Origin of the sequence: Terrabacter sp. Root85 (assembly GCF_001429185.1) — a bacterium.
Taxonomy (GTDB): Bacteria; Actinomycetota; Actinomycetes; order Actinomycetales; family Dermatophilaceae; genus Terrabacter.
On the sequence record NZ_LMIW01000013.1, the window covers coordinates 208,107 to 222,581 of the forward strand.

Here is a 14,475-nt window from a genome sequence, read left to right on the forward strand (position 1 = left end):
ACGTGCGGGCGGGTCGTGGACCCGTCGTCAGGACATCAGGACCAGCGGGCCCAGACCGTCGTGTCGGTCGGGACGAGGCCGTCCTCGAGCGGCCCGGAGGCCACGATGAGCTCCGCGCCCTCAGGGAGGGCGATGGGCTCGGCTCCGAGGTTGGCGACGACGAGCACCCGGTCACGCCGGGACGAGCCGTTGGTCAGCGCGATCACGTCGCCGGCATACCCCTCGACCCACGTGAGCGAGCCGGTCCCGAGGGACAGCTCGCGGCGCGCGGCGAGGAGCGAGCGGTAGAGCTCGAGGGTCGAGCCGGCCACGCCCTCCTGGCGGTCGACGGCGTAGTCGGCGTAGACGGAGGGCTGCGGCAGCCACGTGCTGTCGCTCGGGCCGAAGCCGAGCGAGGGGCCGTGGACCGACCAGGGGATCGGGACGCGGCAGCCGTCGCGGCCGGTCTCGGCGCCGTGGGTGCGGGCGAAGGTCGGGTCCTGGCGGAACTCGGCCGGCATGTCGGTGGAGTCGGGCAGGCCGAGCTCCTCGCCCTGGTAGATGTAGGCGCCACCGGGCAGCGCGAGCATGAGCGAGGTGGCCGCGCGGGCACGGCGCAGGCCGAGCGCGCGGTCCGGCTGCGGGTCGGTCGCCGAGATGCCGTTCATGCGGGGCGTGCCCGGTGCGAAGCCGAGACGCGAGGCGTGGCGCACGACGTCGTGGTTGGACAGCACCCACGTCGACGGGGCGCCGACGGAGTCCGCGGCGTGCAGCGACGAGGTGATGACGGCGCGCAGGTCCTCGGCCGTCCAGGAGGCGGTGAGGAAGTCGAAGTTGAACGCCTGGTGCATCTCGTCGGGACGGACGTAGGCGACGGCGCGCTCCTGCGGCTCGACCCACGCCTCCGCGCAGAGGATGCGGTCGGGCGTGCCGTAGGACTCGAGGATCTGGCGCCAGGCGCGGTAGATCTCGTGGACGCCGTCCTGGTCCCACATCGGGCTGCGCTTCGTGTGGTCGATCCGCGGCGCCTCCTCGACGGGGGCGGCCTCGTGCAGCCCCTCGAGGCCGTGCTCGTGCTCGGAGTGGCCGAGCATCGTCGTGCGCTCCTCCTCGGTGTCGGGCAGGCCCTGCTCCTTGATGAGGCCGTGGGCGACGTCGACGCGGAAGCCGTCGACGCCGCGGTCGAGCCAGAAGCGCAGGATCGACTCGAACTCGGCGCGCACCTCGGGGTGCTCCCAGTTGAAGTCGGGCTGCTTCGTGTCGAAGATGTGGAGGTACCACTGGCCGGGCTTGCCGTCGGCCTCGGTGACCCGGGTCCACGCGGCTCCGCCGAAGACGGACTCCCAGTTGTTCGGGGGCAGCTCGCCGTGCTCACCGCGTCCCTCACGGAACATGTAGCGCTCGCGCTCGGCCGAGCCGGGGCCGGCGGCCAGGGCGGCCTGGAACCACACGTGCTCGTCGGAGGAGTGGTTGGGCACCATGTCGACGATGACCTTGAGGTCGAGCTCGTGGGCGCGCGCGATCATCGCGTCGGCATCGGCGAGCGTGCCGAAGATCGGGTCGATGTCGCGGTAGTCGGCGACGTCGTAGCCCGCGTCGGCCTGCGGCGAGGTGTAGAACGGCGAGAGCCAGATGGCGTCGACGCCGAGCGCGCGCAGGTGGGGCAGGCGCGAGGTGATGCCGGGGAGGTCACCGATGCCGTCGCCGTCGCTGTCGGCCCACGAGCGCGGGTAGATCTGGTAGATCACCGCTTGGCGCCACCAGGCGGCGTCCGGCCGGTCCGCGGCGTGCACGGGGGTGGCGTCCTCGCGCACCTCGAGGTCGCGCGCCGGGTGGTTCAGGGTCTGGGTTGCTGATCGCGTCACGGGCCACCATCGTTCCGCATCACGCCGAAAACTCAAAGAAAGTTCTGCAACATCTTGCAACGCGTCGCCAGTGCCCGGCTGTCACCGCCCCTTGGTAGGAACGGAGGATGAAGAGCGGCTTCGTCGTCCCGTATGCCACTGAGCGTGAGTTCGCCGATCTGGCGCGGCTCGGCGAGGAGCGGGGATGGGACGCCGTCCTCGGCTGGGAGGCGCTCTACGGCGTCGACGCGTGGGTGCAGCTCGGCGCGGCCGCCATGGTCACCGAGCGCATCCGGCTCGGCACCCTGCTGACGCCGGCCTCCCGTCACCGCCCGTGGGACCTCGCCTCCCGCGTCGGCTCGGTCGACCGGATCAGCGGCGGACGGGCGTTCATGTCGGTCGGTCTCGGCGCTCTCCACCCCGGGTGGACGGCCTTCGAGGCCGACGAGGGTCGTGCGGTGCGCGCCCGCAAGCTCGACGAGTGCCTGGCGATCTACGCCGGCCTGCTCGGCGACGCCTCGACCTTCACGTACGCCGGTGAGCACTACAGCGCCGGGCCCAACGACTTCATGCTCCCGCCTCCGACGCCGCAGCGTCCCCACCCGCCCGTCTGGGTCGTCGGGGCACCGACGCCCGGGCGTGGGCGTCAGCGTTCGCTCGAGCGGGCGGCGCGCTGGCAGGGCCTCATCCCCGCGATCCATCCGCCCGACGGGCAGCCGAAGACCGTCGAGGCGTTCGCGGCCGTGGTCGATGCGGTGCACCGGCTCCGTGCGGAGGCGGGTCTGGCCCCGGAGCCCTACGACGTCGTCATCGAGGCCGACTCGTGGGGCTCGTTCACCGCGCTCGAGCCCGCCCAGCCGGCCGCCTGGGAGCAGGCCGGCGCCACGTGGTGGATCGAGAGCTGGTGGGACCTCGAGCCGGGGCCGCGCGGTCTTGCCGAGGTGCGCCGCCGCGTCGAGGCGGGTCCGCCCACGACCCGGTGAGCCCGCCACGTCGTGCGCGCGAACCAGACGGCGTATGCCGTGGGGTGGCGTCGGTCAGGCGGGCTCGGGTGCGTGCCGAGCGAGCAGCGTCCGGTGCTCGTCGGTCAGCGCCGTGATCCGGCGGAGGTAGTCGCCCATGAACTCCAGCTGCTCGGTGTCCAGCTCGTCGAGCATCGGCTGGCCGGCCCGGACCAGCGGGCCGTAGGCCTCCCACGTCCGCGTCTGGCCCAGCTCGGTCATCTCGACGAGCACGGTGCGGCGATCGGCCTCAGAGCGCGTCCGCCGCACGAGGCCCCGCTTGGCGAGCCGGTCGATGAGGGCTGTCGTCGCGGCCGGACGCAGGCCCGTCGCAGTGCTCAGCTGGCCGGCGGACTTCGGGCCGTCGACGAGCCAGTCGAGGCACCGCAGATCGGCCGGTCCGAGGCCGAGGGCCCGCCCGACGGTGTCGTCGAAGGCCTGCACCGAGCGCTGGTACTGCTGCATCGCGTCCCCGAGCGCGTGGACGAGCTGCTCGCGCCTGCCGGGGTCAGGGGGTTGACGGACGGACGACATCGGCCTTACCTTTCGAATCTCGAAACATTCGATTCTCGTAAGGAAGGATATCAAGATGAAGGCTCTCGTCGTGGGAGGTGGCATCGCCGGTCCGGCCGCCGCGCTCGCCCTCCAGCAGGCCGGGATCGAGCCCGTCGTCCTCGAGGCCTGGCCACGGTCCGACGGCGAGGCCGGGTCGTGGTTCACGCTCGCCTCGAACGGGTTGCACGCCCTCGACCTGCTCGGCGCACGGCACCTCGTCGCACCGATCGGCTTCCCGAGCGAGCGCAATGTCATGGTCGGCGCCACCGGTCGCGTGCTCGGCACGATGAGCCTCGGCGTGCCGCTCGACGACGGCACCGTCGCGGTGACCATGAAGCGCTCCCGCCTCGCCGCGGCTCTCCTCGACGAGGCCGGGCGACGCGGGATCGACGTGCGTCACGACAGCCGGGTCGTGCACGTGGCGAGCCGCCCCGACGGGGTCACGGTGACACTCGAGGACGGGTCGACGCTCGAGGGCGACCTGCTCGTCGGCGCCGACGGTGTCCGCTCGTTGGTCCGTCGCACCATCGATCCCGAAGCCGCTCCGGCGCGCTACGTCGGGCTGACGAACTTCGGAGGCATCACCGAGGCGACGTCGATCGCCGGCGCCCTCCCAGCCCGGGAGTGGCACTTCGTCTTCGGGTCGCGCGCCTTCTTCGGAGCCCACCCGACGCCAGACGGCGACGTCGTGTGGTTCGTCAACGTCCCCGGCCCGGCGATCACCCCGGCCGAACGCGCGGCGCGCACCCCGGAACAGTGGCGCGACCACCTCGAGGGGCTGCTCGCCGCCGACGCCGGGCCTGCCGCCGACCTCGTGCGGAGCGGCCGGCTCGAGCTCTGGGCCGACAACACCCAGGACCTGCCGCGTGTCGCCCGCTGGCACCGCGACCGGATGGTCGTCATCGGCGACGCCGCGCACGCGCCGTCCCCGAGCTCGGGTCAGGGAGCCGCCCTGGCGCTCGAAGACGCCGTCGTCCTCGCCACGTGCCTGCGCGATGCAGGCACCGTGGAGGAGGCCCTGACGGCATACGACACCGCGCGACGGGCGCGCGTCGAGCGCATCGTCGCCGCCGGTGCGCGCAGCAGCAGCTCGAAGATCCCGGGACGGGCGGGCCGCGCGGTCCGCGACGCTATGATGCGGCTCGTCTTCCGCTTCGTCGTCACCGAGCGCTCGAGCGCCTGGATCACGGGTCACCGGGTGCGTTGGGAGCCCGGGGAGCAGACCGCCGAGGAGTCGGCACTACCGTCGGGGGCATGACGACCTTTGTCACCGCGGCGTTCTGCCTCGTGAGGGACGGCCACCTGCTCACCGTCCGCAAGGCCGGCTCGACGCGGTTCATGCTGCCCGGCGGCAAGATCGACCCGGGCGAGTCCGCGCGCGAGGCGGCCGTCCGCGAGGTGATGGAGGAGGTCGGACTCGACGTGTCGGGTGTCGGGGAGCCGCTGGGTCGGTTCCACGACGTCGCGGCGAACGAGCCGGGTGCCTGGGTCGACGCAACGGTCTACGTCACCCACCTGCTCCCCGAGGACTCCCCGGCGCCGCTCGCCGAGATCGCCGAGCAGCGCTGGCTGGGTCTCGAGGACGAGCTGCCGGCCGACCTCGCGCCGCTCCTGCGCAACCACGTCGTGCCCTCCCTGCGGGCGCACCTCGCGACACGCTGAGGGCGTCACCCGGGACCCGTGTGACGCCCTGCGTCGGCGCAGTCAGCCCACCGTCAGTGGGGTCCGTCGTGCATGTCGATGACGCCGGCCTTGGCGGCCTTCTTGACCGCGTCGGCCTCCGCCTGGGTCAGCGTGCCGTCCTTGACGGCCTGCGCGAGGCGGTCGTCGAACGCCTTCTGCTCATCGGCCTCGTGCGCAGCGCGAAGGTCGGCGAACGCCGCCTTGACCTTGGCGGCATCGATGCCCAGCTCGCTCGCGAGCTTCGTCGCCAGCTCGTCCTGCATCGTCGCGGGGTCGGGCTTCGTCGCCGTGCCCTGGCCGGGAGTGGGTTTGGCCTTGAGGTCCTGTCGCACGGCCTTGAGGGCATCCTCGAGCTTGGTCTGGTCGACGCCGAGCTTCGTTGCGAGCGCCGCGAGGTCCACGCCCTTGCCCATGCCGGGTCCCATGCCGCCGTGGCGGCCACCGGGGCCCCAGCCGCGCCCGTTACCCGGCGTGCTGTCGGTCGTGCCCTGGTTGGGGTCTCCCTGGGTCGAGGTCGAGGTCGAGGTCGCCGTCGGGGTGGGGGTCGTCGTCGTCGTGGCGTCGTCGGCGCGGGCCCCCTGTGAGACACCGAGTCCGATGGCGGCTGCCGCGGCACCCACCACGGCGACGCCTGCCACCTTCTTGTTGATCGACACCATGCCGCATCCCTCCGTCGTCGTCGGACGCGTGGTCCGACCGTGGAAACACCTGACTCCAGAGAACACCCGGCTCGAGGACCCTGACCCGTGAATGTGCTGTGAGTTGCTGTGAGTCCTCGGGAGTGTGAGGCCGTGCTCAGAAGGTGCCGTCGGGTCCCGGCGCGTTGACGAGGGAGTATGCCGCCCGGGTGAGGTAGTCACGCAGCCGGTCGTCGTTCTCGGGGGAGAGCTCGAGCGTGTCGACGGCGTTCATCATGTGCAGCAGCCAGCGGTCACGCATGTCGGGCGTCACGGCATACGGCACGTGGCGCATCCGCAGCCGCGGGTGTCCACGCTGCTCGGAGTAGGTCGTGGGTCCGCCCCAGTACTGCTCGAAGAACATCCGCAGGCGCTCCTGCGCCGGTCCGAGGTCCTCCTCGGGATAGAGAGCACGCAGCGGAGGGTCCTCCGCGACGCCGCGGTAGAACTCGCGCACGAGCCGGTCGAAGGTCTCGTGGCCACCGAAGTCGTCGTAGAACGTCACGTCGGCCAGTCTCCCAGAGCGGTGCCGGCGGTCACTGCGGGGCCGCCCCGCCGTAGGGCGGCATGACGGGCTGGGGGCTGCGCACGCCGGCACGGTCGAAGGCCGCCTTGACCCGCTCGCGCATCTCGCGCTGCACGCCGAACTGCTCGTTGGCGATCGTCTTGGCGATGATGCGGATCGTGATGACGCCGTTCGCGATCGACTCGACGCCGACGACGTTCGGCTCCTCGAGGAGGATGTTCTTGAAGGCGTCGTCGTCGTCCATGACGCCGACGACGTCGCGGATCACGGTGATCGCCTTCTCGACGTCCTGGTCGTAGGCTATCGGTACGTCGACGATCGCCGTCGACCAGCCCTGCGTCTTGTTGCCGATGCGGATGATCTCGCCGTTGCGGACGTACCACGTCATGCCGCCCGCGTCGCGCAGCTGGGTGACGCGCAGCGACACGTTCTCGACCGTGCCGACGACCTCACCCGTGTCGATGACGTCGCCGACGCCGTACTGGTCCTCGACGATCATGAAGACGCCTGAGAGGAAGTCCTTGACGAGGCTCTGGGCTCCGAACGCCAGGGCCACGCCGCCGACGCTGGCGGAGGCGAGCATCGGCCCGAGGGGGATGCCCACGAGCGACATCACCGTGAGCGCGGTGATCCCGAAGACGACGAACGTCGTGATGCTCTTGAGCAGGGCTCCGACGGTCTCGGTGCGCTGCACGTGGCGGGCGTTGGCGACGCCGCCCACCGCCTGTAGCGCCCGCCCGGCGCCGGGGATCCTCGCGAGGTGCTCCGCCCGCCGGGACGTCGCCGTCGCGACCACCCGGTCGATGAGCCGGTGCAGCACCCAGCGCGCGACGACACCGAGGACGACGGTCGTCAGGATCAGCAACGGCGCACCGGCGAGCCAGTCGCCGACCCCGGCCCACGTCAGGGTCGACAGGTCGGGCATGGAAAGCGTCATGGCTGGGTCCTGGGCGGGTGGCGGGCTGGGTGTCGGGGTGGAGCCGAAAGCGGTCAGGTTCGTGAAGGCGTCGATCACAGGAGTCTCGGTCAGGGTCTCGTCAAGGGTCTCGGTCAGGGTCGGTCAGGAAGGCTCGGAGTCGGGCTCGGCGGAGCCTGGGTGCGGGGCGGCCCGTCCGGACGGCCCCGCACCACGGGCTCAGCCGCGGCGGTCGCGCTCCTGCGCCACGAGGGCGCGCGCGATGGTGTCGCGGTTCTCGGCGACCGTGCGCACGAGGCCGGGCGCCGCGTCGGCGTTGGCCGCGAGCCACGCGTCCGAGGCGTCCTTGAGCTCCTGGCTGGCGAGCGAGAACGGGTAGAAGCCGCCGACGACCCGCTCACCGATGGCGACGCTGCGCTCGGCCCACGCGTCGACGAGCATCGCGTGGTAGCTCTCGACGTACGGCTCGAGCAGCGTCAGGTCGCGGCTGCGTCGGAAGCCGGCGCTGACCGCCTCGACCATCTGGTTGGACAGGTCGTTGCGCTCGACGGCCTTGGCCCAGGCGTCGGCCTTGGCCTCGGCGGTCGGTCGCGCGGCGAGCGCCTCGGCGGCGCGCTCCTTGCCGGTGGCCGTCGGGTCACGGTCGAGCTCGGTCTCGATCTCGATGTCGTCGGCCACCCCGAGGGCCGCGAGGGCCTTGAGGAAGGTCCACCGCAGCTCCGTGTCGGTGGTGAGGCCCGGCAGCGTCTCGGTCCCGGTCAGCAGCGCGCGCAGGCGAGCCTCGTCGGCCGGGTCGGACGTCGAGCCCGCCCAGGCCTCGACGAGCTGGAACTGGGCGTCGCTGCCGGCCTCGGCCGTCTCGGCGAGCGAGCGCAGGGACGACGACAGCAGAGCCGACACCTCGGACCGGTGCTCCGGAGCCGTGTAGAGCCGGGCCGCCGTCGACACCTGGCCGAGCAGGACCCGCAGCAGCGTGGAGTCCGTCTCGCCCGGCATCGACTCGAGGACGAAGCGGACGAAGTCACGAGCCGGCATCTCGCCGTCGCGCGTCATGTCCCACGTCGCGCCGAGCACGAGCGAGCGCGGCAGCGAGTCGGTGAAACCGCGGGGGAGGGAGAGCGCCGTCGCGAGCGACCGCTCGTCGAGGCGGATCTTGCCGTAGGCGAGGTCGTCGTCGTTGAGCAGCAGCAGGTCCGGCTGCTCCTGGCCGACGAGCTCGGCCAGGTCGGTGCGCTCTCCCGCGATGTCGACCTCGTCGTAGCCGATGCGCTCGAGCACGTCGCCGCCCTGACCCGGACGGACGGCATACCGCCCGATGCCGATGCGGTGGGGGCGGAGCGTCGGGTACTCCTCGGTCGCGGTCTGCGTGACCGCGAACGAGCTGTAGCGGCCGTCGGCGTCGACCTCGAAGACGGGGCGCAGCGTGTTGACGCCGGCCGTCTCGAGCCACAGCTTGCTCCACTCGGTCAGCTCGCGGCCCGAGGCCTTCTCGAGCTCGCCGAGCAGGTCGGCCAGCGTCGTGTTGCCCCACGCGTGCTTGCGGAAGTACTCGCGCAGCGCGGCCACGAAGGGCTCGCGCCCGACATACGCGACGAGCTGCTTGAGCACGGACGCACCCTTGGCGTACGTGATGCCGTCGAAGTTGACCTCGACGTCCTCGAGGTGGCGCATGTCGGCCGCGATCGGGTGCGTCGAGGAGAGCTGGTCCTGGGTGTAGGCCCACGCCTTCTCCGACGTCCCGAAGGTCGTCCACGCGCTCGTCCACTCGGTGGCCTCGGCCTGGCACGTCGTCGACGCCCACTCGGCGAACGACTCGTTGAGCCAGAGGTCGTCCCACCACTTCATCGTCACGAGGTTGCCGAACCACATGTGGGCCAGCTCGTGCAGGATCGTCAGGGCGCGGCGCTCGATCTTCGCCTCGGACACCTTGGACCGGAAGATGTAGACCTCGACGAAGGTCACCGCGCCGGCGTTCTCCATCGCGCCCATGTTGTACTCGGGCGTGAAGATCTGGTCGTACTTCTCGAACGGGTACGGCTGGTCGAACTCCTCCTCGAAGAACGCGAAGCCCTTTTTGGTGCAGTCGAAGATGTTGTCGGCGTCGAGGTACTGCGTCAGCGACTTGCGGCAGAAGACGCCGAGCGGCACGACACCCTTGCGGGTCTCGACCTCGTCACGGACCTCGTCGTAGGGGCCGGCGATGAGTGCCGTGATGTACGAGGAGATGCGCTGCGTCGGCTCGAACGACCACGTCGCGCGCTCGACGCCGTCGGCCACGCCGGCGGCCTGCGGGGCGGGCGTGGGGGAGTTGCTGATCACCTTCCAGTGCGCCGGGGCGGTCACCGTGAAGCGGAAGGACGCCTTGAGGTCGGGCTGCTCGAAGACGGCATACATCCGCCGGGAGTCCGGGACCTCGAACTGCGTGTAGAGGTAGACCTCGTTGTCGACCGGGTCGACGAAGCGGTGCAGCCCCTCGCCGGTATTGGTGTAGCGGCCGGTGGCGTCGACGGTGAGCTCGTTCTCGGCGGCCAGGCCGGCGAGGGCGATGCGGGAGTCCGCGAAGACCTCGGCGGGGTCGAGGTCCACGCCGTTGAGCGTGACCTTCTCGACGGAGTCGGCGATGAGGTCGATGAACGAGTCGGCGCCGGGCTCGGAGCAGCTGAACGTGACCGTGGTGACGGTGTGGAAGTTGTCCGGACCCGTCGTCAGGTCGAGACGGACGTCGTAGGAGTCGACGCGCAGGATGCTGGCGCGGCTCGCCGCCTCGTCGCGGGTCAGGTTCTTGCCGGGCACGTAGGGACCTCCTGGGAAGGGTGCTGGGGGCGCGACGGATCGTCGGTCGGACGCCGTCGTCGCGGGCCATCCTCGCACGGAACCCCGACCCGTCCACCACCGCGATGGGCGGGCAGGTGGCAGTGCCATGATGGGCCGCATGGCCGATGTGAAGGACAGCCCGAAGACGAGCCGCGACGCCGTCGAGATGTGGTTCGACCCGATCTGCCCGTGGGCCTGGATGACCTCCCGCTGGCTCATGGAGGTCGAGACGCTGCGCGACATCGAGGTGACCTGGTCGGTCATGAGCCTCGCGGTCCTCAACGAGCACCGTCACGACCTCGACGCCGCCTACCGGGCACGGATGGACGAGGCGTGGGGCCCGGTCCGGGTCATCATCGCCGCCGTCGAGGCGCACGGTGACTCCGTCATCAAGCCGCTCTACGACGCCATGGGCACCCGCATCCACCTGCGCAAGATGAACGACTTCGACGAGGTCATCCGCGAGTCGCTCGAGGAGGTGGGCCTGCCCGTCGACCTGGCCAAGGAGGCCCACCACAAGAAGCACGACGCGGCCCTGCACCGCAGCCACAAGCGCGGGATCAGCCTCGTCGGCACCGACGTCGGCACGCCGATCATCGCCGTCGACGGCGTCGCCTTCTTCGGCCCCGTCGTGACGCCCGCGCCCAAGGGCGAGGACGCCGCCCGGCTCTGGGACGGCTGCGTGCTCGTCGCGAGCACGCCCGGCTTCTTCGAGCTCAAGCGCACCCGCACTCTCGGTCCCATCTTCACCTGACCCTTCCTCACTCGACGCACCCAAGGACGGACATGCGCATCCACATCGGCGGCGACCACGCGGCCTACGAGCTCCACCAGTCCCTCGCCACGCACCTGCGCGACGCGGGCCACGAGGTCGTCGACCACGGCCCGTTCACGTACGACGCCCAGGACGACTACCCGGTGTTCGTGCTCCGTGCGGCCGAGGCCGTCGCGGCCGACGAGGGCTCGCTCGGCGTCGTGCTCGGGGGGTCGGGCAACGGCGAGCAGATGGCGGCCAACAAGGTCAGCGGCATCCGGGCGGCGCTCGCCTACAACGCCGAGCTCGCGAGCCTCGCGCGCGAGCACAACAACGCGCAGGTCGTCTCCATCGGGGCGCGGTTCACGGCCGACGACGTCGCCAAGGAGATCGTCGACACCTTCGTGGCGACGAAGTTCACGGATGAGGCGCGCCACAGCCGTCGTCTGGGTATGGTTTCCGCGTACGAGACCACGGGGGACTTGCCGGCTTTGCCGGACTCGGACGCACGCTGACGTCGCGACGTCCGCCGTCCCCCTTCATCGCCGCAAGGGAGGCACGTGGCCCACAACGAGAGCTCCGTCTCTCGACGCCCGCGCTACGCTGCCGGACCGATGCGACGACTCCGACTCCTGGGCCCGTGGCTCAGCCGTGCCCCCTGGGTCGTCGTCACGGCGTTCCTGCTCCTCAGCATCCTCGCGACGGCGGCCGTCTTCGTGTGGCCGACGGTGGTCCCGTGGGGCGTCTACGGCCTCATCGTCGTGGCCGCCGGCCTGTTCCTCGAGCCGCGCTACCTGCTCGTCGTCTACATCGGCCTCTTCCTAGCCATGGCGATCCTCGGGGCCTACCTCGGTCCGGTGAAGCCGACCACCACGGGGGCGCAGATCGTCACCGTCGTCACGATGCTGCTCATGATCTGGCTCTCGCACGCCAGGGCCCAGGTCGGCGTCGTCGGGGTCACGGGTGAGTCGATGCTCGTCGACATGCGCGACCGGCTCCGCGCCCAGGGCGAGCTGCCGCCGCTGCCCGCGCAGTGGGGGGCCGAGGTCGCGCTCGAGTCGGCGTACGGCGACAGCTTCGCCGGCGACTTCGTCGTCGCGAGTCGCTCCACCGACGGCTGCACCCTCGAGATCGCCCTCGTCGACGTCTCCGGCAAGGGTCGCGAGGTCGGGGCCCGGTCGCTGCTCCTCTCCGGCGCGCTGGGGGGCCTGCTCGGCGAGATGAGCGAGCGGGGCTTCCTCCAGTCCGCCAACAACCACCTGCTGCGACTGCGCTGGCCCGAGGGCTTCGCGACGGCCGTGCACGTCGCCGTCAACCTCGAGACCGGCAACTTCACCATCGGCTACGCCGGCCACCCCGCCGCCGCGCAGTTCGCGGCCGGGTCGGGCCGCTGGCGGATGCTCTCCGGTGGTCGCGGGCCGCTGCTCGGCGTCATCGACCACGCCGAGTACCCCCGCGAGACCGGCACGATCCGTCGCGGCGACGCCCTCGTGCTCTACAGCGACGGGGTCATCGAGGCCCGCGACAAGGCCCTCGTCGACGGCATCGACCGCATGCTCGGCCGCGCCGAGTCGTTCATCCGCACCGGCTTCGAGGGGCTCGCCCAGCGGCTCTGCGACCAGGCCGCGGCCGGTCTCGGCGACGACCGCGCCGTCGTGACGATCTGGCGCACCTGACGGGTCGCGACCCTCCGGGGGCCCGGACGGTGCACGACGAAGGCGGTGACCCGGCCGGGTCACCGCCTCTCGCGTCCCGGCGCGCGGGGCCGTGACGATCAGTTGATGTCGTCGTCCTGGCCGTCGAGGCCGTCGAGCGCGTTCTTCAGGCCGTCCTGACCCTGGTCGACCTTGTCGGCGTACTGGCCGCCCGTCTTCTCGTCGACGAGGTCGCCGGCCTTGTCGACGCCGTCGCCCACCTGGTCGCCGTGCTGGTCGACGAGCCCGCTGACCTTGTCCTTCATGTTGTCGAAGACGCCCATGACTAGCCTTTCCGTCGTCGAGGACCGTCTCGTGGCCCCCGTGCACCTGTCACCGTAGCCCCGCGGGCCTCCTCGGAGCAGGCGTGCCGCCGCGAACTTCGGGTGGACGCCGCCCGTCACTACGATGCCTGCGTGAGCGAGCACCCCACCGAAGCGACGACGCCGACCCGCGAGGCCGGCCCCGACCGGCGCAAGGAGCACGTCGTGCCCGACCTGCCGCCCGGCGTCGCGCCCGCGCGCGTCCGCACCTTCGTGCGCCGGGGCCGGCTGTCGTCCCTGACCAAGGACCGCGTCGAGCGGCTCGCGCCCGCGCGCTCCGTGCCAGACGGGCCCTTCGAGCCCGCTGCCGCGTTCGGGCGCACCGCCCCCGTCGTGCTCGAGATCGGCTGCGGCCACGGCCACGCCGCGATCGCGTATGCCGCCGCGTTCCCCGAGCGCGACATCCTCGCCATGGACGTCCACACCCCGGGACTCGCCCGGATGCTCGCCGATGCCGACGAGGCGGGGGTGCCGAACCTGCGTGTCGAGATCGGCGACGCCGTGCTCTTCCTCGAGGAGCGGGTCACCGATGCCACGTTCGACGCCGTCCACCTCTTCTTCCCCGACCCGTGGCGCAAGCAGAAGCACACGAAGCGGCGCTTCGTCAGCCCCGCCAACCTCGACCTGCTCGCGCGCGTGCTCAAGCCGCGCGGCCACGTGCTCATCGCCACCGACCAGGACTTCTACGCCGAGCACGCGCTCGCCGAGGTCGCGGCACACCCGCGCTTCGAGGCCCATCGCATCGACCGGCCGCAGTGGCGGCCACGGGACGGCTTCGAGGCCAAGGGGATCGCGGCCGGGCGCACGATCAATGAGCTGCGCCTGGACCTCTTGCCCTAGCCGTGCGACCGTCAGCCGGGCAGGTCGAGGAGTTCCTTCGGCGCCTGGTGCCGGATGATCTCCACGACCTTCGGACCGAGCCGCGTCGCTGCCTCTCGGGGAGACAGGACGCCGGCCTCGCTGCCGCGGCTCGTTCCTCGCCGCGCCTGCTCGGCCTCCCGGCATCCTGTCTCCCCGACGCAGCGAAGCGGGGAAGGAGGGCCGACTGCGTCGGCTGCTTCCTTCCCCGCTTCGCGAAGTCGGGGTGACAGGATTTGAACCTGCGGCCCTTGCGTCCCAAACGCAATGCGCTACCAAGCTGCGCCACACCCCGTGGCGTCGGAATCGTAGCCGACAACCGGCGGGCGAACCGACCTCTTCCCACGCGGCGCGGGCGGGTCGATTTCTGTGCATCGGGCGCGAACCAGTAGGCTGACGCCTCGGATCGCCGGCAAGACCGGTGCCCCGCGGGCGTAGCTCAATGGTAGAGCCTCAGTCTTCCAAACTGATCACGCGAGTTCGATTCTCGTCGCCCGCTCCAAAACTCCCTTGGCGTCGGCACGCCCCGCTTCCTAGCGTGGGTCGCATGTTCCGCCCAGACCTGCAAGACGCCCTCCGCGACCGCGACGCCGTCCTCCGCTCGTTCCTCGCCGCCGACGGCACCCTGACGAGCATCCCCACGAAGATCCGCAAGCGCCTCGTCGTCCTCGACCTGCTGTCGCAGGAGTTCGAGCCCGGCGAGCGCTACGACGAGAGCCAGGTCAACAACCGCCTGCGCGCCTTCCACCCCGACGTCGCGGCCCTGCGCCGCTACCTCGTCGAGGAGGGCTTCCTCGACCGGGCCGACGGGTTCTACTGGCGCAGCGGCGGGACCGTCGACTGACTGCGCC

The 14,475-nt window shown here is 71.4% G+C and carries 15 protein-coding genes and 2 tRNA genes; 9 read left to right on the forward strand and 8 right to left on the reverse strand.

Annotated elements, in window-relative coordinates; all coding sequences use genetic code 11:
* Positions 1-35: 35 nt before the first annotated feature.
* Entirely contained in the window at positions 36-1,844 is a 1,809-nt protein-coding gene (locus ASE25_RS20150; RefSeq protein WP_082619776.1) for a glycoside hydrolase family 13 protein, read from the reverse strand.
* 107 nt (positions 1,845-1,951) lie between these two features.
* Here ASE25_RS20150 and ASE25_RS20155 point away from each other — a divergent pair, with 107 nt between their 5' ends.
* On the forward strand, positions 1,952-2,806 hold the full coding sequence (locus tag ASE25_RS20155) for an LLM class flavin-dependent oxidoreductase (RefSeq protein WP_056827168.1): 855 nt from the start codon (positions 1,952-1,954) through the stop codon (positions 2,804-2,806).
* Positions 2,807-2,860: 54 nt separating this feature from the next.
* Here the strand turns inward: ASE25_RS20155 and ASE25_RS20160 are convergent, their stop codons facing one another.
* The gene (locus tag ASE25_RS20160) at positions 2,861-3,358 is read right to left on the reverse strand and encodes a MarR family winged helix-turn-helix transcriptional regulator (protein WP_056827169.1); all 498 of its coding nucleotides are present in this window, start codon (positions 3,356-3,358) and stop codon (positions 2,861-2,863) included.
* Between the two features lie 55 nt (positions 3,359-3,413).
* Here ASE25_RS20160 and ASE25_RS20165 point away from each other — a divergent pair, with 55 nt between their 5' ends.
* Both ASE25_RS20165 and ASE25_RS20170 read left to right on the forward strand, forming a co-directional pair.
* Positions 3,414-4,637, forward strand: a complete 1,224-nt coding sequence (locus ASE25_RS20165) for an NAD(P)/FAD-dependent oxidoreductase (protein WP_056827170.1) — start codon at positions 3,414-3,416, stop codon at positions 4,635-4,637.
* A complete protein-coding gene (locus ASE25_RS20170; protein ID WP_056775915.1) occupies positions 4,634-5,041 on the forward strand; it encodes an NUDIX domain-containing protein in 408 nt (135 codons plus the stop codon). The genes ASE25_RS20165 and ASE25_RS20170 overlap by 4 nt, the downstream gene beginning before the upstream one ends.
* A gap of 53 nt (positions 5,042-5,094) precedes the next feature.
* Here ASE25_RS20170 and ASE25_RS20175 read toward each other — a convergent pair whose 3' ends face one another.
* The 4 genes from ASE25_RS20175 to pepN form a co-directional block, all read right to left on the reverse strand.
* Positions 5,095-5,721, reverse strand: coding sequence for a hypothetical protein (locus tag ASE25_RS20175; protein WP_056827171.1), 627 nt, complete (start codon positions 5,719-5,721; stop codon positions 5,095-5,097).
* Between the two features lie 136 nt (positions 5,722-5,857).
* The gene (locus tag ASE25_RS20180; protein WP_082619777.1) at positions 5,858-6,244 is read right to left on the reverse strand and encodes a globin; all 387 of its coding nucleotides are present in this window, start codon (positions 6,242-6,244) and stop codon (positions 5,858-5,860) included.
* 31 nt (positions 6,245-6,275) lie between these two features.
* Positions 6,276-7,202 (reverse strand): mechanosensitive ion channel family protein, encoded by a 927-nt coding sequence (locus ASE25_RS20185; protein WP_235508765.1) that lies wholly within the window; start codon positions 7,200-7,202, stop codon positions 6,276-6,278.
* Between the two features lie 198 nt (positions 7,203-7,400).
* The gene (gene pepN / locus ASE25_RS20190; protein ID WP_056827172.1) at positions 7,401-9,974 is read right to left on the reverse strand and encodes an aminopeptidase N; all 2,574 of its coding nucleotides are present in this window, start codon (positions 9,972-9,974) and stop codon (positions 7,401-7,403) included.
* Positions 9,975-10,113: 139 nt separating this feature from the next.
* On the opposite strand from pepN, the gene ASE25_RS20195 reads away from it, so the two are divergent.
* The 3 genes from ASE25_RS20195 to ASE25_RS20205 all read left to right on the forward strand — a co-directional run bounded on the left by ASE25_RS20195 (position 10,114) and on the right by ASE25_RS20205 (position 12,425).
* The gene (locus ASE25_RS20195) at positions 10,114-10,749 is read left to right on the forward strand and encodes a hypothetical protein (protein ID WP_056827173.1); all 636 of its coding nucleotides are present in this window, start codon (positions 10,114-10,116) and stop codon (positions 10,747-10,749) included.
* Between the two features lie 32 nt (positions 10,750-10,781).
* On the forward strand, positions 10,782-11,264 hold the full coding sequence (locus ASE25_RS20200; protein ID WP_056775923.1) for a ribose-5-phosphate isomerase: 483 nt from the start codon (positions 10,782-10,784) through the stop codon (positions 11,262-11,264).
* A gap of 99 nt (positions 11,265-11,363) precedes the next feature.
* Positions 11,364-12,425: a PP2C family protein-serine/threonine phosphatase gene (locus ASE25_RS20205; RefSeq protein ID WP_235508766.1), complete on the forward strand. Its 1,062-nt coding sequence runs from the start codon at positions 11,364-11,366 to the stop codon at positions 12,423-12,425.
* 98 nt (positions 12,426-12,523) lie between these two features.
* Here ASE25_RS20205 and ASE25_RS20210 read toward each other — a convergent pair whose 3' ends face one another.
* On the reverse strand, positions 12,524-12,727 hold the full coding sequence (locus tag ASE25_RS20210) for an antitoxin (RefSeq protein ID WP_056775927.1): 204 nt from the start codon (positions 12,725-12,727) through the stop codon (positions 12,524-12,526).
* A 132-nt stretch (positions 12,728-12,859) separates the two neighbouring features.
* On the opposite strand from ASE25_RS20210, the gene trmB reads away from it, so the two are divergent.
* Entirely contained in the window at positions 12,860-13,606 is a 747-nt protein-coding gene (gene trmB, locus ASE25_RS20215) for a tRNA (guanosine(46)-N7)-methyltransferase TrmB (RefSeq protein WP_082623011.1), read from the forward strand.
* A gap of 239 nt (positions 13,607-13,845) precedes the next feature.
* On the opposite strand, the gene ASE25_RS20220 is transcribed toward trmB, so the two are convergent.
* Positions 13,846-13,919, reverse strand: a tRNA-Pro gene (locus ASE25_RS20220).
* Between the two features lie 133 nt (positions 13,920-14,052).
* Between ASE25_RS20220 and ASE25_RS20225 the strand changes: the two genes are divergently transcribed.
* Positions 14,053-14,126 (forward strand) — tRNA-Gly (locus ASE25_RS20225).
* A gap of 45 nt (positions 14,127-14,171) precedes the next feature.
* The gene (locus tag ASE25_RS20230) at positions 14,172-14,468 is read left to right on the forward strand and encodes a DUF2087 domain-containing protein (protein ID WP_056775929.1); all 297 of its coding nucleotides are present in this window, start codon (positions 14,172-14,174) and stop codon (positions 14,466-14,468) included.
* Positions 14,469-14,475 lie beyond the last annotated feature (7 nt).